This window comes from Actinobacillus equuli (assembly GCF_900636745.1).
Classification (GTDB): domain Bacteria; phylum Pseudomonadota; class Gammaproteobacteria; order Enterobacterales; family Pasteurellaceae; genus Actinobacillus; species Actinobacillus equuli.
This window is the reverse complement of the sequence record NZ_LR134310.1, coordinates 1019830-1042753: the sequence shown is the minus strand read 5'-3', so window position 1 is coordinate 1042753 and position 22924 is coordinate 1019830. Positions and strand designations below refer to the sequence as shown.

Genomic DNA, 22924 nt, shown 5'->3' with positions numbered 1-22924 from the left:
GATTTTAGATTTCTCTATAATGCACCTCACACAACGACGCACTGTTGTGAACGATTTAAAATTGATTGCCAGTGCGTCGTTTCTTTTTGTTCTTTAACAATTTATCAGACAATCTGTGTGGGCACTTGTTGATTGACTTAATTAAAAAATATTTTTGATTTTGAAGTCTTAATAGGTGCTTAAACTAGAAATTCATTTTTACTTTTAAAGTAATATGTAAACTTAGCTAAGCAGTTTATTGAGCGATTAAACTTTTTGAATTGAAGAGTTTGATCATGGCTCAGATTGAACGCTGGCGGCAGGCTTAACACATGCAAGTCGAACGGTAGCACGAAGGAGCTTGCTCCTTGGGTGACGAGTGGCGGACGGGTGAGTAATGCTTGGGAATCTGGCTTATGGAGGGGGATAACTACGGGAAACTGTAGCTAATACCGCGTAATATCTTCGGATTAAAGTGTGGGACCGCAAGGCCACATGCCATGAGATGAGCCCAAGTGGGATTAGGTAGTTGGTGGGGTAAAGGCCTACCAAGCCGACGATCTCTAGCTGGTCTGAGAGGATGACCAGCCACACTGGAACTGAGACACGGTCCAGACTCCTACGGGAGGCAGCAGTGGGGAATATTGCACAATGGGGGGAACCCTGATGCAGCCATGCCGCGTGAATGAAGAAGGCCTTCGGGTTGTAAAGTTCTTTCGGTAGCGAGGAAGGTATCAAATTTAATAGATTTGGTAATTGACGTTAACTACAGAAGAAGCACCGGCTAACTCCGTGCCAGCAGCCGCGGTAATACGGAGGGTGCGAGCGTTAATCGGAATAACTGGGCGTAAAGGGCACGCAGGCGGTTGATTAAGTGAGATGTGAAAGCCCCGGGCTTAACCTGGGAATTGCATTTCATACTGGTCAACTAGAGTACTTTAGGGAGGGGTAGAATTCCACGTGTAGCGGTGAAATGCGTAGAGATGTGGAGGAATACCGAAGGCGAAGGCAGCCCCTTGGGAATGTACTGACGCTCATGTGCGAAAGCGTGGGGAGCAAACAGGATTAGATACCCTGGTAGTCCACGCTGTAAACGCTGTCGATTTGGGGATTGGACTTTAAGTCTGGTGCCCGAAGCTAACGTGATAAATCGACCGCCTGGGGAGTACGGCCGCAAGGTTAAAACTCAAATGAATTGACGGGGGCCCGCACAAGCGGTGGAGCATGTGGTTTAATTCGATGCAACGCGAAGAACCTTACCTACTCTTGACATCCATGGAATCTTGTAGAGATACGAGAGTGCCTTCGGGAACCATGAGACAGGTGCTGCATGGCTGTCGTCAGCTCGTGTTGTGAAATGTTGGGTTAAGTCCCGCAACGAGCGCAACCCTTATCCTTTGTTGCCAGCGATTTGGTCGGGAACTCAAAGGAGACTGCCAGTGATAAACTGGAGGAAGGTGGGGATGACGTCAAGTCATCATGGCCCTTACGAGTAGGGCTACACACGTGCTACAATGGCGTATACAGAGGGAAGCAATATGGCGACATGGAGCAAATCTCACAAAGTACGTCTAAGTCCGGATTGGAGTCTGCAACTCGACTCCATGAAGTCGGAATCGCTAGTAATCGCAAATCAGAATGTTGCGGTGAATACGTTCCCGGGCCTTGTACACACCGCCCGTCACACCATGGGAGTGGGTTGTACCAGAAGTAGATAGCTTAACCGCAAGGGGGGCGTTTACCACGGTATGATTCATGACTGGGGTGAAGTCGTAACAAGGTAACCGTAGGGGAACCTGCGGTTGGATCACCTCCTTACCAAGAATTAAGCGACTGCAAGTGTTCACACAGATTGTTTGATGAATGAATAAGCGTTTACGTTAAGTGGTTTAAAAAGTTATTGAAAAATAACGGAATTTAACGTAGAATAATGCGCTCAAATGGCAAAGTGGAGAGCATCTTTAAATGTTGTCCCCATCGTCTAGAGGCCTAGGACATCGCCCTTTCACGGCGGTAACCGGGGTTCGAATCCCCGTGGGGACGCCATTTAAAGATGACTTTTGTTGTCTAAATTGTTCTTTAAAAAATTGGAAACAAGCTGAAAAAACTGAGAGATTTTTCAAGTTCGTTAAAGCGAAAGCGATAACGAATACATTGAAAGTCTGAGTAGTTAAAAAATCTTAGCTGAACAAAAGCAGCTAAGTGTTTAGTTTAAAAACTAACGTCAAATGCGAAGTTTGAAAGAATAAGAACATTTGAGGTTGTATAGTTAAGTGACTAAGCGTACACGGTGGATGCCTTGGCAATCAGAGGCGAAGAAGGACGTGCTAATCTGCGAAAAGCTTGGATGAGTTGATAAGAAGCGTTTAATCCAAGATATCCGAATGGGGAAACCCACTAGATGAAGAATCTAGTATCACTATCTGAATACATAGGATAGTGAGGCAAACCGGGAGAACTGAAACATCTAAGTACCCCGAGGAAAAGAAATCAACCGAGATTCTGTAAGTAGCGGCGAGCGAAAGCGGAAGAGCCTGTTAGTGATAGCAGTAGACACAGAAGAACGAGCTGGGAAGCTCGACTATAAAGGGTGATAGTCCCGTATTCGAAGTGTCTATTGTGGTACTAAGCTGACGATAAGTAGGGCGGGACACGAGAAATCCTGTTTGAAGATGGGGGGACCATCCTCCAAGGCTAAATACTCCTGATTGACCGATAGTGAACCAGTACTGTGAAGGAAAGGCGAAAAGAACCCCAGTGAGGGGAGTGAAATAGAACCTGAAACCGTGTACGTACAAGCAGTGGGAGCCTCTTAATGGGGTGACTGCGTACCTTTTGTATAATGGGTCAGCGACTTATATTTTGTAGCGAGGTTAACTGAATAAGGGAGCCGAAGGGAAACCGAGTCTTAACTGGGCGTTTGAGTTGCAAGGTATAGACCCGAAACCCGGTGATCTAGCCATGGGCAGGTTGAAGATTGGGTAACACTAATTGGAGGACCGAACCGACTAATGTTGAAAAATTAGCGGATGACTTGTGGCTGGGGGTGAAAGGCCAATCAAACCGGGAGATAGCTGGTTCTCCCCGAAATCTATTTAGGTAGAGCCTTGAGCGGACACCTTCGGGGGTAGAGCACTGTTTCGGCTAGGGGTCCATCCCGGATTACCAACCCGATGCAAACTGCGAATACCGAAGAGTGATACTCAGGAGACACACGGTGGGTGCTAACGTCCATCGTGGAGAGGGAAACAACCCAGACCGCCAGCTAAGGTCCCAAAGTACTAGTTAAGTGGGAAACGAAGTGGGAAGGCTTAGACAGCTAGGATGTTGGCTTAGAAGCAGCCACCATTTAAAGAAAGCGTAATAGCTCACTAGTCGAGTCGGCCTGCGCGGAAGATGTAACGGGGCTAAAACTAGTCACCGAAGCTGCGGCATCAGTAGAAATACTGTTGGGTAGGGGAGCGTTCTGTAAGCGGATGAAGCTGAATTGAGAAGTTTGGTGGACGTATCAGAAGTGCGAATGCTGACATAAGTAACGACAAAACGAGTGAAAAACTCGTTCGCCGGAAGACCAAGGGTTCCTGTCCAACGTTAATCGGGGCAGGGTGAGTCGGCCCCTAAGGCGAGGCTGAAAAGCGTAGTCGATGGGAAACGGGTTAATATTCCCGTACTTGGTATAACTGCGATGTGGGGACGGAGAAGGTTAGGTTATCAGACTGTTGGATGTCTGTTTAAGCCGGTAGGTGGGAATTTTAGGCAAATCCGGAATTCCGTTAACACCGAGAAGTGATGACGAGTCTCTACGGAGACGAAGTAACCGATACCACGCTTCCAGGAAAAGCCACTAAGCTTCAGGTTATACTAAACCGTACTATAAACCGACACAGGTGGTCAGGTAGAGAATACTCAGGCGCTTGAGAGAACTCGGGTGAAGGAACTAGGCAAAATAGCACCGTAACTTCGGGAGAAGGTGCGCCGGCGTAGATTGTAGAGATTTACTCTCGAAGGTTGAACCGGTCGAAGATACCAGCTGGCTGCAACTGTTTATTAAAAACACAGCACTCTGCAAACACGAAAGTGGACGTATAGGGTGTGATGCCTGCCCGGTGCTGGAAGGTTAATTGATGGTGTTATCGAAAGAGAAGCTCCTGATCGAAGCCCCAGTAAACGGCGGCCGTAACTATAACGGTCCTAAGGTAGCGAAATTCCTTGTCGGGTAAGTTCCGACCTGCACGAATGGCATAATGATGGCCAGGCTGTCTCCACCCGAGACTCAGTGAAATTGAAATCGCCGTGAAGATGCGGTGTACCCGCGGCTAGACGGAAAGACCCCGTGAACCTTTACTATAGCTTGACACTGAACATTGAATTTTGATGTGTAGGATAGGTGGGAGCCTTTGAAGCAGTCACGCCAGTGATTGTGGAGGCGTCCTTGAAATACCACCCTTTAACGTTTGATGTTCTAACGAAGATTGCGGAACGCGGTCTCGGACAGTGTCTGGTGGGTAGTTTGACTGGGGCGGTCTCCTCCCAAAGAGTAACGGAGGAGCACGAAGGTTTGCTAATCACGGTCGGACATCGTGAGGTTAGTGCAATGGTATAAGCAAGCTTAACTGCGAGACAGACAAGTCGAGCAGGTGCGAAAGCAGGTCATAGTGATCCGGTGGTTCTGAATGGAAGGGCCATCGCTCAACGGATAAAAGGTACTCCGGGGATAACAGGCTGATACCGCCCAAGAGTTCATATCGACGGCGGTGTTTGGCACCTCGATGTCGGCTCATCACATCCTGGGGCTGAAGTAGGTCCCAAGGGTATGGCTGTTCGCCATTTAAAGTGGTACGCGAGCTGGGTTTAGAACGTCGTGAGACAGTTCGGTCCCTATCTGCCGTGGGCGTTGGAGAATTGAGAGGGGCTGCTCCTAGTACGAGAGGACCGGAGTGGACGCATCACTGGTGTTCCAGTTGTCTCGCCAGAGGCATTGCTGGGTAGCTACATGCGGAAGAGATAAGTGCTGAAAGCATCTAAGCACGAAACTTGCCTCAAGATGAGTTCTCCCAGTCTATAAGACTGTAAGGGTTGTTGGAGACTACGACGTAGATAGGTCTGGTGTGTAAGTGGTGTGAGCCATTGAGCTAACGGATACTAATTGCCCGAGAGGCTTAACTATACAACGCTCAAGTGTTTTTGGGCATGAAGACTAAAGACTAGAAAATCAGTAACAGCTTGTTTCGAATTTAAAGTGCGAATAAAAAGCAGATAAAGAACAAAGAAAAAGACAGATAAAGACGAAGGCGATAGCCGAAGTCATCGACAGAATATTCTGGCGACCAGAGTGCTGTGGCTCTACCTGACTCCATTCCGAACTCAGAAGTAAAACGCAGTAACGCCGATGGTAGTGTGGGGCTTCCCCATGTGAGAGTAGGGCATCGCCAGATTGAATTTAGGGACCCTGTGGTTAGCGATAACCACGGGGTTTTTGCTTTTTTACAACGGACAACGCTGTTGTTTTATCTTCAGCCTCATCCTCAATCTCAACCTCATTTTTATCTTTATTCAGCTTCTCCTTTCTCTTTTTTCCCTTCTTTCAACAGCCTCCACCGCCGTAATTTGCAAAACAGCAGGGAAATTTGACCGCTTGTTCGGGAAAGACGCATATCTATTAATTGTTATGTTATGAGCGGAAATATTATGTCCTACGAGCCTATGCATATTGTTCTGTCAGCTGATCGCAAATATGCGGAACAAGTGATTACCTTAGTCAAATCAGTTTGTTTCTATGATACAAATGTTCACTTCTATTTAATTAATAAAGATTATTCTCATGAATGGTTTAAAGCTTTAAATCAATATCTGGCTTATTTCAAAAGTGAAATCACAAATGTCTCAATTAACGCAAGTTTTTTCCAGAATTTGAAAACGATTGCTCATGTTAGTGAGAGTACTTTCTACCGCTGTTTGATTCCACAAATTATCCAAGCAGATAAAGTGTTGTACTTAGATAGCGATATCATTGTAAACGGTTCATTGAGAGAACTTTATGATCACGATATCAGCAATTATATGCTAGGCGCTGTTGAAGATTATATTCTAAGTAGCCGTTATTTTAGGCACACTATATTAGACTGTTATCCCTACTTTAATTCAGGCGTGTTGTTGTTAAATAATAAAAAATGGCGAGAAATTCCGGATTTACAACAAAAGTTGTTGGAAACCATTGAACAATATAATCGTCAAGGTGGTGATTTAGGAGACCAAGATATTTTAAATATGCTGTTTAGGCATACTTGGTTACCTTTACATCGGAAATATAATTATCAATTTGGTAATTACTATTACTTACAGCAATTAAATCATTTTGAATTGTATTCGGAGATTATGGATATTAATGGGCAGCAGCCGTTAGTTATTCACTACAATTGTGCTTATAAACCGTGGGTTGCCGGCTGTGAAAATCAATTGGATATAGAACAACGTTATTGGTTCTTCCATCGTTTAGAGTGGGCTGAACTAATTCAATATCGTGCGGCATAAAAAAGCGGTCAATCTGCCCTACTTTACAGACTAACCGCAAGGTGGTGTGTTATACCACGAGGTTTAGATTATAGTTGTTGGAATAATTTTCGTTGTATCCCAGAAATCAATATGAGCATTGACAACCGGGGCAATGATATTAGAGCGAATAACAAAATCGCCGAAAGCTTCGTTGGTTTGACGTTCAGTTGCCCAACGTGCGACTAATTGGTCAATTTCATTCACAATTTCCGGTAAAGTAATATTTTCTTTATATAAGCGAGGAATACGCAAACCAGCACGATCGCCGCCGATATGTAGGTTGTAACGTCCAATTGCTTTACCGACTAAACCGATTTCTGCCAACATTGCTCGCCCGCAGCCATTTGGGCAGCCGGTGATACGAGTAATAATACTTTCATCGGAAACTTGATGTTTGCTCATCACTTTATCAAGCTCAGTAATAAAGTCAGGTAATACGCGTTCCGCTTCCGCCATTGCCAATGGACAAGTCGGCAAGGATACGCAAGACATTGCGTTTTCACGCAATTTTGAAATTTCTTGGATTAATCCGTATTGGCGAGCAATTGCTTCAATTTGTGCTTTATCTTGTTCCGCAACGTTTGCCACGATCAAATTTTGGTTTGCGGTAATACGAAAATCACCTTTATGTACTTTAGCGAGTTCTAACACGCCTGTCATTAAAGGTTTGTCCGCTCGGTCGGTAATACGACCACTTTCGATAAATAAGGTTAAATGCCAGTTATTGTCGATACCTTTTACCCAGCCGATCCGGTCACCTCGTTCAGTGAATTCATACGGACGTGTCGGTTCGAATTTGATATTCATACAACGTTCCACTTCCGCTCTAAAGCCGTCAAGCGTCATATTTTGTACGGTATAACGTACACGTGCATTTTTACGATCAGAACGGTTACCGAAATCACGTTGGGTTTTTACCACACCTTCGGCGGCGGCAAGCGTATGTTCTAATGGTACAAAACCGAGTGAATAAGCGACATTCGGATAAGTTTTGGTATTACCGTGTTCGAAGGATAATCCTCCGCCGACTAATACGTTAAAGCCGCATAGCTGTCCGTTTTCATCTTGAATTGCAATAAAGTTCAAATCGTTGGCATACACATCCACATCGTTAAGCGGTGGAATAGCGACCGCGGTTTTAAATTTACGAGGTAGGAAGGTTTTACCGAGAATCGGTTCATCTTCAATCTTAAGCAAATCGTCCGAGCTCTCGACTTTTTTACCGTCCACCCAAACATCTAAATAGCCACGAGAACGAGGCAAGAGGTGTTCCGAAATCTTTTTCGCAAACTCATAAGCTTGTTGATGTAATTCGCTTTCAATCGGATTTGAAGTACAAAGTACGTTACGATTCATATCGGCAGCGGTCGCAATTGAATCCAAACCGATGCTATGTAACAAACGGTGCATCGGCTGTAATTTGCCTTTTGGTACGCCGTGATATTGGAACGTTTGGCGATTGGTTAAACGAATGGATTGATAGCGGGTGTGTTCACGGGCAAATTTATCAATTTCAATCCATTGATAAGGTTTGATAATACCGCCGGGTAAACGGCAGCGAAGTAGCATAAATTTTAATGGCTCGAGTTTCTCTTCTAAACGCTCGGCACGAATATCTCGGTCGTCTTGTTCATACATACCGTGAAAGCGAATCAGTTGGAAATTATCACCTTTGAAACCGCCAGTTAAGCCGTCTTTTAAATCATCTAAAATTGTGCCACGTAAGAAATTACTGTCGGTTTTTAAACGCTCGTTGTCAGATAACGGTTTTTCTTGCCACTCTAAGCCTTTGGTTTGTTTATCACTCATTTTCTCACTCCTAAATTCCACTGATTTTTAATAAACATCACGTTGATAACGTTTTTCTTCACGTAAATTATCTAAATATTCTTCTGCTTCATCCGCATTTAGATTGCCTTGCTGGGCGATAACGTCTAATAACGCTTGATTTACGTCCTTCGCCATACGGCTTGCATCACCGCATACATAGAGATAAGCCCCTTGCTGTAGCCATTGCCATAGTGTTTCGGCTTCTTCACGGATTTTGTCTTGTACATAAATTTTTTGCTCCTGATCTCGTGACCATGCAAAACTGTATTTATGTAGGAAGCCGTCTTTAGCGAATTGTTGCCATTCGGTTTGATATAGGAAATCGGAGGCGAAATGTTGATTACCGAAAATCAGCCAGTTTTTACCTTCCGCTTCATCGGCGGCACGTTGTTGTACAAAGGATCTGAACGGTGCGATACCGGTACCGGAGCCAATCATAATGATCGGTTTGGAGGAATCTTGCGGCAATTTGAAATTGTCGTTATGTTCAACAAAGATCCGTACTTGCCCGTCTTCTTCAACACGATCGGCTAAATAGCTGGAAGCACCGCCTGCACGTGCTTTGCCGTTATAGTCGTAACGGACAACGCCAACACTGAGATGTACTTCTTCACCGACCTCGGCTTGTGCGGAGGCAATCGAATATAAACGAGGGGTTAGTGGGCGCAGTAAGGCAAGCAACTGAGCTGCTGAGAGAGCTGCCGGATAACTATTGATGACATCAACAAGCGGTGTATTTTGCACAAAATTTTGCAATTGCTCGCTATCCGCTACAATTGCATTGAGTTCTGTATGATTAGCGAGAACTGCATAATTTTTGACGAAAGCCGCTGTGTTTTGCGTTAATTCAAACTGCGTTTGTAAAGCAGTAGATAACGGTAGCGTTTGATCTTGCAGAGCCACTTGTTCTTCTGCAGATAAGCCGAGAGCGGTTAGGATTTCATTGACTAACGCCGGATCATTTTCAAAGTAAACGCCCAGTACATCACCGGATTGGTAACTTAAACCGGAACCGCTTAAATCAAATTCCAAATGGCGAACGTCTTTTTCCGCATCTTTTGCCGTAATACGTTGGTTGGTGATAAGCGTTGCCGGAAATGGATTTGCTTTATTGTATTTTGATTGATTGGTTACTACGGGAGTTTGGGACGCAGTTGGCGCTAAATTAATTACAGCGCTTTCGTTGTTTTTGGCTTTAATGATTTCGACAATCTCATTGATCCACTGATCGGCGGTCGTTTGGAAGTCTAAATCGGCATCCACACGATCGAATAAGCGTGTTGCACCTAAATCATAAAAACGCTGATCAAAGTCTTTGCCAGCTTGGCAGAAATTCGGATAAGAAGAATCGCCTAAACCTAATACGGCAAATTGCAAGCGGTCTAATTTCGGTGCTTTTTTACCATTGAGCAGCTTTAATAACACTACGCCTTCTTCCGGTGCTTCGCCTTCGCCCTGCGTTGATGTGACTAATAAAACGAGCTTCTCATCGGCAATATTTTTCGCTTTATAGTCTTTTAATGAGGTGCGAGTCACATTTACCCCTTCAGTAGTTAAGCGCTCTGCGAGTTTATCTGCGACCGATTTGGCGTTGCCGGTTTGTGAGGCGGAAAGCACAGTCACTTTAAGCGGTTCTGCCGGCACCAAAGCGGTCAAATTTGACGGATTTTTTGCAAAATTTTCACCAATACTATTTGTGCCTTGTGCCTTTGCCCAAGCGTAGCCAGATAGCCATGCCAGTTGCAAATAATCTAAATTTGCCAAAACTTGTACGGTTTCAGCGGATAAAGGTAATTCGCCTTTCGTCTCAACGCTCATATAAAATCCCCACGTTTAAAAATACTTCAATGGCGTATTTATAGAGTGATTTTATTATTCTTAAAAATACTAACAGGGCATAGTTTAGAGCAAAATGGAATATAGAATTTAAAATGTGGGCTTAGATCAAAGTTTATAAATGAATTTGTGACGAGAGGAGAGAAAACGGTATGTTTTTATGCGCTTTCGGAATATTAGCAAAGATTTTGCTATGTATTAGAGTGAATAATTAGTCGAAAGAATAATAGGGCGCAATGACGCCCTATACTTAATTGATCAGCCAAGCGATCGTGATAACAACTGCAAAGACGCATAGCCAAAACAGCTGTACTTTCGCATTTTGGCGGTTGAGTGCTTGATTATGTAAGCGGCGTTGTTCCAATTTTTCACGATAAACGGCTAAGTCCGCTTCTTTAAATGAAAAGCCGCAATGCGGGCAAGCGATAACACTCTCGCTAATTTTGTGCCGACACTCTGGGCAACGTTGTAATGCCATAACAGTTCCTTAAAACAAGCGGTCGGATTTGGCTGCTTTTTTGCAAAATTTTGTCAAAATTCGACCGCTTGCGATTACCAGATACGAATACGCTCCGCCTCATTGCGATACATTTTATCGCCGGCTTTAGTACCGAATGCACGGTGGAAGCCGCTGATATTCAGTACCGGCGCATAAGCGCGGAATTGCCCCGGGGCGTGCGGATCACTTTTCACTTGGTGAGTAAGCGCTTGCACGGTCGCTTTATGACGCCACGAACGTGTCCAGCTCATAAAGAAACGTTGATCGCTGGTAAAGTTTTCAATCGTCGGGCTGCTGCCGTGATCTTGCTCGTACAGCTTCAGCGCATCGTAAGCAATACTCAAACCGCCTAAATCGGCAATATTTTCACCTAAGGTAAAACGCCCGTTGACAAATACTTTTGGTGCGACTTCAAACTGATCGAATTGTGCGACTAATTTATCTGCCAAGGCTTCAAATTTTTTGCGGTCGTCCGCTGTCCACCAATCTTTTAGATTGCCTTCGCCGTCAAATTTTGAACCGCTATCGTCAAAACCGTGGGTGATTTCATGACCGATAATCGCCCCGATTGCGCCGAAATTAACCGCCGGATCTGCCTGTTGGCTATAAAGCGGCGCTTGTAAAATACCAGCCGGGAACACAATACGGTTCATTAATGGGCTATACGAAGCGTTTACCACTTGCGGTAACATTCCCCATTCATTTAAATCAACCGGTTTGCCGACTTTGGCAAGATTATAGTCGTAACTCCATTTGGCAATTTGTTGCATATTGGCGTAGAGCGTACCTCCTTGCGCCACGGTTTTAAGGGTTAAGTTACTGTAATCTCGCCATTTGTTAGGATAACCGACCTCGACAATAAACTTATCTAATTTAGCTTTCGCTTTTTGTTTGGTTTCCGCCGACATCCAAGCTAAGTTATCAATACGATGATGATAGGCTTTAACTAAATACTTCGCCATTTCAAGCACGTCGTTTTTTGCCGATTGCGGGAAGAATTCTGCCACATAAAACTGTGCAAATTCTTGTCCGAGCCAGCTATTTATCGTGGCTAAAGCACGTTTTTCTAACGGACGTTGTTGCTTCTGACCTACTAATTTTTTGCCGTAAAACTCAAAACGAACATCATCCATTTCTTTGTTTAAGTAAGGGGCGTTATCCGATAAGGTACGGAATAATAAGTAGTCTTTAATTACCGCTAAGTTTTGCGGATTGATAAGCTGATCCAACGCTTGGAAATAACGAGGCTCATATAAAATTACCTCATCGGTTTCCACGCCAACCGCTTTCAAATACTGAGCTAAATCAATGTTTTTACTCAGTTTTTTCAGCTGTGCCATATTGGTTGGGTTGTAGCGTTTTTGGACGTCACGATCTTCTTCATTGGTAAATAATGTTTTCGCAATCGCTTTTTCGTAAGCAACAATCGCTTTCGCTTTTGCTGCCGGATTGCTGACATTGGCATAACCTAAAATCTGCTCAATATACGCTTGATAGAGCTTTAATGTTGCACGATTTTCCGGCGTATCTTTTTGGAAGTAATCGTTGCTTAAACCTAAATCCACATTACTTAAATAGACCCCGTTTTGGCGGGAGTTTTTTAAATGAGCGAATACCGACCAACCGAATAAAACTTCGTTACCGGCTTTGGTTTCTTCAATCAAATAGCGTTCTAAATCGGCAAAGGTATTGAGCTGTTTGATTTTCTCAATATCTTTAGCAATCGGCTTAAGCCCAGCTTGCTCACGTGCATTTAAGTCCGTGTAGGTTTCATATACCGCTTTTAAACGTTGGGCTTTCGCATCATTTACAAATTTCGGCTCGGAAATGACCGCTTGTAAGAACTTAATCGAGCGTTGTTCATTCAACTCGTTTAATTCCGCTAGCGTTCCCCATGAGGTTCTGTCTGCCGGAATCTGCGCCGTTGCAAGCCATTTGCCGTTTACAAAGCGATAAAAATCTTGTTGCGGCGCAACGGTGTTATCGACACCTTCCGTTAAAGTGGATTGATAAGTTGTACAGCCGGCTAATCCAAGTGAAAGGGCTGCCAGACTCAATAAAAATTTTTTTGCCATAACCTTACTCAACTAAAATTTTATGATGGGTTTCTCTAAATGCTTTTGGAGTATCCAAATATTCTTTTTTAAATACCGAGTAGAAATAGGGTAAAGAGGGATAACCGCAAATTTCTGAAATTTCTTGGATCGAAATATCAGTAAATTGTAGCATATATTTTGCACGATTAAGTTTTTCTTCATGAATCACTTGGTGAATTGTCTTATTCAATTCGTTTTTAAAACGTTGTTCTAAATTAGAACGTGAAATTCTTAAATGATCGAGAACTTGCTCAGTTTTAATTCCTTTGCAGGCATTATGATGAATATAGTGCATTGCTTGAATCACAAACGGATCTTGGAATGCGTGGAAATCGGTGGAACGGCGTTGTTCTACCCGTAATGGCGGGATCAACAAGGGAGAAAGGCTTAATTTTTTGCCCTCGAATAAATGATGTAGCATTTTTGCTGCTTGATAGCCGATTTGCTTCGTACCTTGTACCACAGAAGAAAGTGAGACGCGAGATAGATGCTGAATCAGTTCTTCATTATCAATACCAATGACAGAAATTTGTTCCGGCACAGCAATATTTAGATATTCACAGGCTTGCAATAAATGTCTGGCTCTGGCATCGGTTACCGCAATAATACCAGTTTGCGCCGGCAAAGAGACTAACCATTCGCTTAAAGCGGATTGTGCTTCCAGCCAATTTTTCGAATTCACTTGATGGCCTAAATAAACATTCGGTTGGTGTTCATATTTTTCCATTAAACTTAAGAAGGCATTTTGACGTTCCACTGACCAATGTTTTTGTTCATCACTTGGAATGCCGTAAAAGGCAAACTGATTAATGCCTTTTTGTTTTAAATGTAAAAATGCCATTTCGACCAGCGCGTAATTATCGGTGGCGACATAAGGTACTTTCGGATAAAAAGCGTTATTTTGATATGAGCCGCCAACTGCAATGACCGGGATATTTAATTCGCCTAATAACGTGGCGGTTTCCGGGTCATCAAAATCGGCAATAATTCCGTCAATTAATAACCCCTCAATATCTTTTTTATGATAGGTGAAATCATCTTGCATAAAGATATTCCAAGTACATTGCGATGCTTGGATATACTGCCCGATCCCTTCAATAACTCGGCGATCATAAATTTTATTTGCATTAAAAAGCAGTGCAATTTTGAAGCTTTGATCTGACATTTGTCCCTCCTTTTGAAGCGTTACTATAAGATAAATCACTTTTATGCGCAAAAGAGGAATGACAAGCGGTCAAATTTCAGCGAAATTTTGCAAACCTCGCATATCTTACAATGCGAGGTTTGAGAAGATGAGCCACCGCTTGGGCGGCATAAAAGACTAGCCGAAACGGCTTTCGGATTTTTGCCAAGAGAACGAGCCGTCAGCAAGTTGTTTGTCGCCCAGTTCTTTATAGTCAAAGTAACTAAATTCAGCGGTGGATTCATAACCTGAATAATCAACCGCAGCTAAGCCGACAAAAGCCCCGGTGAAAAAGCCGCCGTAGCTACGCAACACGTAATCATCCGATAATACGGCAGCGTCTAACACTACTGGAATGCTATGCCATTGTTTGCCATCAAATGAATATTCGTAGGTATAGGATTCTTTACGTACTTTGGTTTTAAACCAGACGTATTCCGTACCGTCCGGAATCACAATCGCATTATCTTTCAGATACGAAGTATATTGTCCATTACGTGCGCCACCTTTGTTTTCCGCCACTTCAATCACTTGCTGACCTTGGTCGTTTTTGGTGATGAAAATCCAAGACCAATGTGAATGGTTGTAATAGTTAGTTAAACCTGCCATAGATTGATAGGAAAACGGCGTGAATTTCACTTTAGTTTCCGCATCAAAATAGAAGGCTTGCCAACGGCGAGCGATTAGCGATAAATCGTGCGTATTGGCAAGTGAGCCACGTCCAATAAGTTTTAATGAGCCATTGCCCACTTCTCCCATTTGAGGGCTAAACGGAACACGTAAGGTATTCCAATTCATATCCAGTGTTGGGCGATCAAATTCATCGTGTTGTGAGTGATCTGCCGGTGCTTCGGTAAAAATCGCATCTTTCGGCGCTTCGACAAAGGTACGTCCGCCGTGTCCACCGACAATATAAGGCCAGCCGTCTTGATCAAATTCAACTTTTTGAATTGAGGTTTCACGCCCTAATGTCGACCAACCACGAGGATCGGTTGCCGATTCAGTCGCGTGATTCCACGGACGTGCGGTTAATGAAGCGTAATACCATTCACCGCTTGGTGTTTGTACCAAAGAACCATGCCCTTGTTTTTGTAGATAAGAATTCGGCGTATCAAAGTTGGTAATAAACGGCGTATTCGGCGCAAGTTGGAAAGAATATGCATCAAGCGTTTTCGAGCGAGCGACCACTTCTTGGTGAGTAAAGACCGTACCGCCTTCTGCGGCAAACAGATAATATTCGCCATTGATTTTATAAATATGCGGACCTTCAACCAATTTCACTTCCGTGCCTTCAAAAATAGTGCGCTGTGTTTCCGGTTTGAGTCTCATCGTGTTGACATCAACTTCCGTTAAGGTAATGCCATCAAACGGATGATGATATTCACGATGATCCCAAGTTTGTTGCACGAGGTATTTTTTGCCGTCATCGTCGTGGAACAGTGAGGCATCGAAACCGACTCCATTGAGCTTAATCGGCGTAGACCATGGACCTTGAATCTCTTTCGCAGTCGTTAAGTAATTGGTCATGTCTTTGAAAGCGCCGTCCACCACTTTCACATCGGTATAAACTAACCAGAATTGCCCGTCGGCATAGGAGAGATCAGGCGCCCAAATACCACCCGAAGATGGATTGCCTTTCATATCCAGCAAGGTTGTCGTATCTAGCACATTTTTGACTAAGTTCCAGTGTACAAGATCTTTCGAAGCGTGAATTCGCACACCGGGGAACCATTCAAAAGTTGAAGTGGCAATATAGTAAGTGTCTGCTACTCGAACAATTGACGGATCCGGGTTAAAGCCCGGTAAAATTGGATTTTGAATTTGCATAATAAACTCCTGTGAAATCATTTTTTTGAATAGGCGGTGATTTTTTCATTGATGTGATCAATATCGGTATCACTGAGCGGGTAACGACTCATCACGATACTCGCGACAATCGCTAATACAATCGGCGCCCAAATCATTGAAATATTAATACCGGCTAACGCATCGCCGGTTTGTGCGGCTAATGTGCCGTCAAAGCCATAAACCGCATTAATGTAACCGGGGATAATACCGCCTAACGCCAAGCCGATTTTGAAGAACAAGCCCATTAACGCATTGATAATGCCAGCAACACGTTTTTTCGATTTGAATTCACCAAAGGTAATCACTTCAGGCACTAACGCCCACATAAAACCGGTTGCAGAAGTTAAGCCCCATTGTTGTAAGAAACGACCGATATAACCAAGAGTCGGCGAATCTTTGAAAGCGTCAAATTGCCATACCCATAAGCAGAGTTGTCCTAATACGAAAATACCGAGAAATAAGTGGAAGAAATTCTTTTTACCGATGCTACGGCGTAATTTAGGCCATAAGAACACCAGGAAAATACCCGGAATTGAACCTAATAACCCGATAGAAGCAATCCATTCGGAATGACCAATGTTATATTTTAAGTAGAACGGCCACACGGTATTTCCGAAAAACATAAAGGTAAAACCGATTAAAAAGAATAGACCAAGAATTTGTAGCGGACGATTGCGTTTTAATTCGATGATAAGGTCGGAATATTTTACTTTTTGGGTTTCTTCTTCGGTTGGAATAATGCGCTCTTTAATCCCCGCATAAGAGAATATTAATGCCGCAAAGCCAACCACCATATAAACCGCATAGACTTTAAACCACGCCGGCCCCGCTGCTGCCGACATATAATCGCCTAATTGCAACTCGATACCGAAAAAGCCGGTATTTTTAAGTTCTGCATGAGGGGCAAGTAATTGGACAAAAAGAGGGAACAAGGTATAAACCAGTAAATTGGCAATATTTGCCATGGTCATACGGGTTGTGGTGAGTTTAGCGATTTCTTCCGTATCACGGGTTAAAGATGCGGAAAGCGAGCCATAAGGAATATTCACAAAAGAATAAATCATTGCGGTGGCAAAATAAGAAAGGAAAGCGTAAATCACAGAACCACGGACGGATTCAATCGGTAAGAAAAGTAAGGAGGCCAAAATAACAAGCGGGATACCAAATTTCAGTAAATAAGGACGATATTTACCTTGATTGGTCGGTTTGCTTTTATCAATAAATGCCCCAACCCAAGGATCCCAAAACACATTACTCCATTTCACAATTAAGAAGATTGTCGCACCTGCTGCGGCAGAAATACCGTTTACCGTAGTAAGGTAAGTCAGTAAGAAACCGCCAACCGTACCAAATACCAAATTCTGTGCTAAATCACCGCTACCATACGCAATACGCTCAAAGGTACTGAGTTTAGCAAACTCGTTACTTTTATCAGTTGCCATGTTCATAATGAACTCCTTTTGGTTAAATTGACGAGCTTATTTTCAAGTAAAAAAATTCGCACTTCAATTATCATTCTTTTTTATGCTATTACGTTTTTTCGCTTTTGTGATCTCTGCCACAAAACAATAAAAATAATGAAATCAATAGGATATAAAAAAGCATATCTTTTTAAAGAGATATGCTTTTTGAAAAATGCTTATAATAAGCGGCCATATTTCTGTAAAATTTTGCAAGAATTTGACCGCTTGTTGTGTAACCAAATTAGGCTTTTTTCTTACTCATACTATCCGCCCAGACTGCAAGCAATAAGATTGCGCCTTTTACAATGTATTGCCAGAAAGTTGGAACGTCTAACATACTCATACCGTTGTCGAGTAAGGCGATAATGAAAGCACCGATCACCACACCATAGATAGAGCCGATACCACCGGCTAAACTTGCACCGCCGATAACACAAGCTGCAATTGCATCAAGTTCGGCATTTTGTCCGGCTGACGGTGCGCCTGCACCTAAGCGAGAACTTAAAATCAAACCGGCGATACCGACTAATAATCCGTTGATTGCAAAAATCATTAATTTCACTTTTTCTACTGCAATCCCTGATAAACGGGCAGCATCAATATTGCCGCCAATCGCATAGATATGGCGACCAAATGCGGTCTTGCGTGCGATAAATGTACCGGCAATCGTGAGTAAAGCGAGTAATAATACTGGGAATGGTACGCCACGGTAGTCGTTAAGTAGATAAATAGCGCCAAGTACCACAATTGCTACCAAGCCGTATTTCATCGTTTCTTTACCCATGGCCGGCACATTTAAATTAAGGTTTTGACGTGCTTTACGTTGGTAACTGCCCCAAGCGATGAATAGGAACATACCGATTGTACCTAAAATCATCCCCACCGTATCAGAAAGATAACCTTGACCAATTACAGTCATATCTTGGCTGATTGGTGAAACGGTTGTACCGTTGGTTAAGCCGATTAGTACGCCACGGAAAGCAAGCATACCGGCGAGCGTGACAATGAAAGACGGCACTTTTTGGTAAGCAACCCACCAACCGTTCCACGCGCCTAATAATAAACCTAGCACAAGGGTAACAATGATAGTGACGGAAAGTGGCCAGCCCCACCAAACATTAGTAATTGCGGCAAATCCACCGAGTAAGCCCATCATCGAACCGACTGATAAATCAATTTCTGCCGAGATAATCACAAACACCATACCAATAGCGAGAATCCCCGTGATAGAAGTCTGGCGGAGTAAATTAGAGATATTTCTCGCACTTACATAAGCCCCGTCAGTGGCAACAGAGAAGAATGCCATAATCACGACAATGGCAATCAACATAATATAAACTTGTAAATTAATTGATTTTAACTTGTTCATAGGTTACTCCTTGAGGGCGGCTTCCATCACTTGTTCTTGGGTTAAATTATGATTGATTAAATCCGCTTTGATTTTGCCTTGGTGCATGACAAGCACACGATCACTTATACCCAGCACTTCCGGTAATTCTGATGAGATAACAATCACTGCCATTCCTTGTTGGGCAAGTTGGTTGATGAGTTTGTAGATTTCGTATTTTGCCCCAACGTCAATGCCTCGGGTCGGTTCATCTAAAATCAGAATTTTAGGATTGAGCAACAGGCATTTCGCTAGGATTGCTTTTTGTTGGTTACCGCCGCTTAAACGCCCTATGGCAAGCTCCGGCGAAGAAGTTTTCACCGTAAGTTTGGCGATAGATTGGTTGATAATGGTTTCTTCTAACGGTTCATTAATCACTTTTTTGCCGAAACAGAACTGCGGTAATGCGGCTAATGTGATGTTTTTACCGACGCCCATAATCGGCACAATCCCGTGTTTTTTACGATCTTCCGGCACCATCACAATCTTTTTCTCAATTGCTTGAGCGCAATTTTTGATTTGGACTTTTTGTCCTTCTACATAAATATCACCTTGGTATTTACCTAAATAAGAACCGAAAATACATTGCGCCATTTCAGTTCGGCCTGAACCGACTAAGCCGGCAACACCTAAGATTTCACCACGACGTAGTGAAAAACTAGCATTATCTACCCGTTTTATATGTGTATTGGTTGGATGCCAAGCGGTGATATTTTCCACTCGTAAAATTTCCTCACCAATATCGTGCGGTTCGTGTGGATAAAGTGAAGTAATTTCACGGCCGACCATCATGGTAATAATGTCATCTTCACTCATACCTTTTGCCGGGCGAGTGCCGATATATTCGCCATCACGAATCACACAGATATTGTCTGAAATTGCTTTGACTTCATTGAGTTTGTGCGAAATATAGACGCACGCAATATTATGTGCTTGTAAGTCCTTGATAAGATTGAGCAGAATTGCTGTTTCTGTTTCGGTTAAAGATGCGGTTGGTTCGTCTAAAATTAATAAGCGCACTTGTTTATTTAACGCTTTGGCAATTTCAACTAATTGTTGTTGACCTAAACCTAACTCGGAAACTTTGGTGTTCGGGTCGATATTCAGTTGTACCTGTTCCAGTAAGGTCTTACAACGCAGGTACATTTCATTATCGTTTGTTATTCCATAGTTTTTCATCTCGTTGCCTAAAAACATATTTTCAAGCACGGTCATATTTTTCACGAGAGTTAATTCTTGGTGGATAATGGAAATGCCTTTTTCTTCGGTATCTTTGATATTTTTAGCGGTGAGTTTTTCGCCTGAGAAATAAATCTCACCTTCATAATCACCATATGGATAAATACCGCATAACACTTTCATCAGGGTCGATTTGCCTGAACCGTTTTCACCACAGAGAGAAAGTACCTCGCCGGATTCTAATGAGATAGAAATATTGTTAAGGGCAACGACATCACCAAACCGCTTGGTAATATTTTTCATTTCTAATAATTGAGCCATAATCCTTTCCTCTAGTTAAAAAATGTGCGGTATGACTACCGCACAGGATTTTAGAGCTAATTATTTACCATATACTGCTTCTTTAGTGTGGAAGCCATCTTTAATCACAGTGGTATCAATATTCTCCTTGGTTACCACAACAGGTTCTAATAAGTAAGCCGGTACATCTTTTACGCCATTATTTAGGGTTGAATTTGATTCCACCTTCTCGTCTTTACCTAAAGCAACGGAAAGTTCTGCGGCTTTATCAGCAAGGTTTGTAATCGGTTTATATACGGTCATTGTTTGTGAACCGTCAATAATACGCTTGATCCCTGCGATGTCTGCATCTTGACCGGAAATCGCTACTTTACCAGCCAGACCTTGCGCGCTAAGTGCTTGGATTGCACCACCTGCCGTTGCATCATTGGAAGCAACCACTGCATCAATGTTGTTTTTGTTAGCAGTTAAAGCATTTTCCATAATTTGTAAGGCTTTTTCCGCAAGCCATGAATCTACCCATTGGTCTCCCACTACTTTGATTTTGCCACTATCAATATGCGGTTGTAGAACTTTCATTTGACCTTTACGGAACAATTTCGCATTGTTATCTACCGGAGAACCACCCATTAAGAAATAATTACCTTCCGGTTTTTTCTCAATAATACTTTGTGCTTGTAATTCGCCTACTTTTTCATTATCGAAGGATACATAGAAATCAATATCCGCATTATTAATTAAGCGGTCGTAAGCTAATACTTTTACGCCTTCTTTTTTTGCTTCGGAAATAACGTTAGAAAGCACTTCACCGTTAAACGGAATAATCACTAATACATCAATATCTTTATTTAACATATTCTCAATTTGAGAAATTTGTGCGGTTGCATCACCATTTGCGGATTGCACAAACACTTTTGCACCCAATGATTCCGCTTTTTTTACAAAGATATCTCGGTCTTTTTGCCAACGCTCTAAACGAAGATCGTCAATAGACATACCAATTTTTAGATCTTTGGCAATGGCGGTTTGACCTAAAGCTAATAAGGTTGCTGCGGCTACTGCTAATAACTTAGATTTAAGTTTCATAGAACACCTCTGATTGGTTTAAGCATAAAAAATAAGCGGTATTGCTTCGTGCGCAGTTTGCTTAGATTTCAAATAAGGTGCAATTATCAGATTTCATAATGTCATTACGTTTTTTCGCTTTTGTGATCGCCGCCACAATAACCAATTATCAAAATAGCAAAACAAAATAACGTAATTGAACCGCTTTTTAATTTTCATCATTATGCTCTCGTTTTCAAAATCCATTGATTCATAGGAGAATTAATTATGTCTAACTATTTCGATAAAATTGAAAAAGTAAAATATGAAGGTGCTAACTCAACCAATCCTTTTGCTTTTAAACATTACAATCCGAACGAAGTGATTTTAGGCAAAACGATGGCGGAACATTTACGTTTAGCAGTGTGTTATTGGCATACTTTCTGTTGGACGGGGAATGATATGTTCGGCGTAGGCTCTTTAGATCGTAGTTGGCAAAAAACGGGCGATTTACTCGAAGGTGCAAAACAAAAAGCGGAAATCGCCTTTGAATTCTTCCAAAAATTAGGGATTCCTTACTACTGCTTCCACGATGTAGATATTGCACCGGAAGGCAATTCATATAAAGAATACGTACATAATTTCCATACTATCGTAGACATTCTTGAGAAAAAGCAAGCGGAAACCGGTGTGAAATTATTATGGGGTACGGCAAACTGCTTTACTAACCCTCGTTATATGTCTGGCGCATCAACCAATCCGAATCCGGAAGTGTTCTCTTGGGCGGCATCGCAAGTATTCAATGCGATGAATGCAACTAAACGCTTAGGCGGTGAGAACTATGTGTTATGGGGCGGTCGTGAAGGTTATGAAACTTTATTAAATACCGATTTAAAACGTGAACGTGAACAAATCGGTCGCTTTATGCAAATGGTAGTGGAACATAAACATAAAATCGGCTTTAACGGTACATTATTAATTGAGCCGAAACCGCAAGAACCGACTAAACACCAATATGACTATGACGTAGCAACCGTTTACGGCTTCTTAAAACAATTCGGTTTAGAAAAAGAAATCAAAGTAAATATTGAAGCAAACCACGCAACTTTAGCCGGTCATACTTTCCAACACGAAATTGCAACTGCGGCAGCATTAGATATCTTCGGTTCGATTGATGCTAACCGTGGTGATCCGCAATTAGGTTGGGATACCGACCAATTCCCGAATAGCGTGGAAGAAAATACGCTTGTGATGTATGAAATCTTAAAAGCAGGTGGCTTTACTACAGGTGGCTTCAACTTTGATGCGAAAATCCGCCGTCAAAGTACAGATCCGTATGATTTATTCCACGGTCATATCGGTGCGATTGACGTACTTGCGCTTTCATTAAAACGTGCGGCGAAAATGATTGAAGACCAAACCTTACAAGGTATCGTTGATCAACGTTACGCAGGCTGGAACGGTGATTTAGGTCAGCAAATTCTTGCCGGTAAAGCAAGCCTTGAAGATTTAGCGAAAATCGTTGAAAGCAAAGCACTTGATCCGAAACCGGTTTCAGGTCAGCAAGAATACTTAGAAAATTTAGTGAATAATTATATTTATCGTTAATTCAGAGCTTACCCTCTCCCTTTACGGGAGAGGGAGGAGAAAATCTGTAGGATTTTTGGAGGGAGAGGGGAAATTAACATCTTTTCCCTCTCTCTGTCTGCAGATTCTGAACGAATCCTT

General features: G+C 42.7%; 12 protein-coding genes, 1 tRNA gene and 3 rRNA genes. 6 read left to right on the top strand and 10 right to left on the bottom strand.

Annotated features, from left to right (window positions below; translation table 11 throughout):
• Positions 1–257: 257 nt before the first annotated feature.
• The 5 genes from EL121_RS04780 (at position 258) to EL121_RS04760 (ending at position 6510) form a co-directional block, all read left to right on the top strand.
• Positions 258–1797, top strand: a 16S ribosomal RNA gene (locus EL121_RS04780).
• A 152-nt stretch (positions 1798–1949) separates the two neighbouring features.
• A tRNA-Glu gene (locus EL121_RS04775) sits at positions 1950–2025 on the top strand.
• Positions 2026–2246: 221 nt separating this feature from the next.
• Positions 2247–5146 (top strand): 23S ribosomal RNA (locus EL121_RS04770).
• Between the two features lie 152 nt (positions 5147–5298).
• A 5S ribosomal RNA gene (gene rrf, locus EL121_RS04765) occupies positions 5299–5414 on the top strand.
• The 16S, 23S and 5S rRNA genes sit together here with 1 tRNA gene alongside, the layout of an rRNA operon.
• Before the next feature lie 253 nt (positions 5415–5667).
• Positions 5668–6510 carry a glycosyltransferase family 8 protein gene (locus EL121_RS04760; protein ID WP_039198123.1) on the top strand — a complete coding sequence of 281 codons (843 nt, stop codon included), beginning with the start codon at positions 5668–5670 and terminating at the stop codon, positions 6508–6510.
• Positions 6511–6573: 63 nt separating this feature from the next.
• Here EL121_RS04760 and cysI read toward each other — a convergent pair whose 3' ends face one another.
• The 10 genes from cysI to xylF form a co-directional block, all read right to left on the bottom strand.
• Complete coding sequence (gene cysI / locus EL121_RS04755) at positions 6574–8340, bottom strand: assimilatory sulfite reductase (NADPH) hemoprotein subunit (protein WP_039198120.1); 1767 nt, start codon at positions 8338–8340, stop codon at positions 6574–6576.
• Positions 8341–8367: 27 nt separating this feature from the next.
• The gene (locus EL121_RS04750) at positions 8368–10179 is read right to left on the bottom strand and encodes an assimilatory sulfite reductase (NADPH) flavoprotein subunit (protein WP_039198117.1); all 1812 of its coding nucleotides are present in this window, start codon (positions 10177–10179) and stop codon (positions 8368–8370) included.
• A gap of 268 nt (positions 10180–10447) precedes the next feature.
• Complete coding sequence (locus EL121_RS04745; RefSeq protein ID WP_039198115.1) at positions 10448–10675, bottom strand: zinc ribbon domain-containing protein; 228 nt, start codon at positions 10673–10675, stop codon at positions 10448–10450.
• A gap of 74 nt (positions 10676–10749) precedes the next feature.
• On the bottom strand, positions 10750–12771 hold the full coding sequence (locus EL121_RS04740) for a M13 family metallopeptidase (RefSeq protein WP_039198113.1): 2022 nt from the start codon (positions 12769–12771) through the stop codon (positions 10750–10752).
• A 4-nt stretch (positions 12772–12775) separates the two neighbouring features.
• Positions 12776–13957 (bottom strand): XylR family transcriptional regulator, encoded by a 1182-nt coding sequence (locus EL121_RS04735; RefSeq protein WP_039198111.1) that lies wholly within the window; start codon positions 13955–13957, stop codon positions 12776–12778.
• A 156-nt stretch (positions 13958–14113) separates the two neighbouring features.
• Entirely contained in the window at positions 14114–15802 is a 1689-nt protein-coding gene (locus EL121_RS04730) for a glycoside hydrolase family 43 protein (protein WP_039198109.1), read from the bottom strand.
• 17 nt (positions 15803–15819) lie between these two features.
• Positions 15820–17271, bottom strand: coding sequence for an MFS transporter (locus tag EL121_RS04725; RefSeq protein WP_081978375.1), 1452 nt, complete (start codon positions 17269–17271; stop codon positions 15820–15822).
• A gap of 256 nt (positions 17272–17527) precedes the next feature.
• Positions 17528–18655, bottom strand: coding sequence for a sugar ABC transporter permease (locus tag EL121_RS04720; RefSeq protein ID WP_039198106.1), 1128 nt, complete (start codon positions 18653–18655; stop codon positions 17528–17530).
• Positions 18656–18658: 3 nt separating this feature from the next.
• Positions 18659–20173 carry a D-xylose ABC transporter ATP-binding protein gene (gene xylG, locus EL121_RS04715; RefSeq protein ID WP_039198104.1) on the bottom strand — a complete coding sequence of 505 codons (1515 nt, stop codon included), beginning with the start codon at positions 20171–20173 and terminating at the stop codon, positions 18659–18661.
• Between the two features lie 60 nt (positions 20174–20233).
• Positions 20234–21238, bottom strand: a complete 1005-nt coding sequence (gene xylF / locus EL121_RS04710) for a D-xylose ABC transporter substrate-binding protein (protein ID WP_039198102.1) — start codon at positions 21236–21238, stop codon at positions 20234–20236.
• Between the two features lie 246 nt (positions 21239–21484).
• Between xylF and xylA the strand changes: the two genes are divergently transcribed.
• A complete protein-coding gene (xylA, locus tag EL121_RS04705) occupies positions 21485–22804 on the top strand; it encodes a xylose isomerase (protein WP_039198100.1) in 1320 nt (439 codons plus the stop codon).
• Positions 22805–22924: the final 120 nt, after the last annotated feature.

Bases quoted from the DNA above. Each gene is read 5' to 3' on its own strand.
- EL121_RS04760 (WP_039198123.1), top strand. From the start codon at position 5,668: ATGTCCTACGAGCCTATGCATATTGTTCTGTCAGCTGATCGCAAATAT.
- cysI (WP_039198120.1), bottom strand. From the start codon at position 8,340: ATGAGTGATAAACAAACCAAAGGCTTAGAGTGGCAAGAAAAACCGTTA.
- EL121_RS04750 (WP_039198117.1), bottom strand. From the start codon at position 10,179: ATGAGCGTTGAGACGAAAGGCGAATTACCTTTATCCGCTGAAACCGTA.
- EL121_RS04745 (WP_039198115.1), bottom strand. From the start codon at position 10,675: ATGGCATTACAACGTTGCCCAGAGTGTCGGCACAAAATTAGCGAGAGT.
- EL121_RS04740 (WP_039198113.1), bottom strand. From the start codon at position 12,771: ATGGCAAAAAAATTTTTATTGAGTCTGGCAGCCCTTTCACTTGGATTA.
- EL121_RS04735 (WP_039198111.1), bottom strand. From the start codon at position 13,957: ATGTCAGATCAAAGCTTCAAAATTGCACTGCTTTTTAATGCAAATAAA.
- EL121_RS04730 (WP_039198109.1), bottom strand. From the start codon at position 15,802: ATGCAAATTCAAAATCCAATTTTACCGGGCTTTAACCCGGATCCGTCA.
- EL121_RS04725 (WP_081978375.1), bottom strand. From the start codon at position 17,271: ATGAACATGGCAACTGATAAAAGTAACGAGTTTGCTAAACTCAGTACC.
- EL121_RS04720 (WP_039198106.1), bottom strand. From the start codon at position 18,655: ATGAACAAGTTAAAATCAATTAATTTACAAGTTTATATTATGTTGATT.
- xylG (WP_039198104.1), bottom strand. From the start codon at position 20,173: ATGGCTCAATTATTAGAAATGAAAAATATTACCAAGCGGTTTGGTGAT.
- xylF (WP_039198102.1), bottom strand. From the start codon at position 21,238: ATGAAACTTAAATCTAAGTTATTAGCAGTAGCCGCAGCAACCTTATTA.
- xylA (WP_039198100.1), top strand. From the start codon at position 21,485: ATGTCTAACTATTTCGATAAAATTGAAAAAGTAAAATATGAAGGTGCT.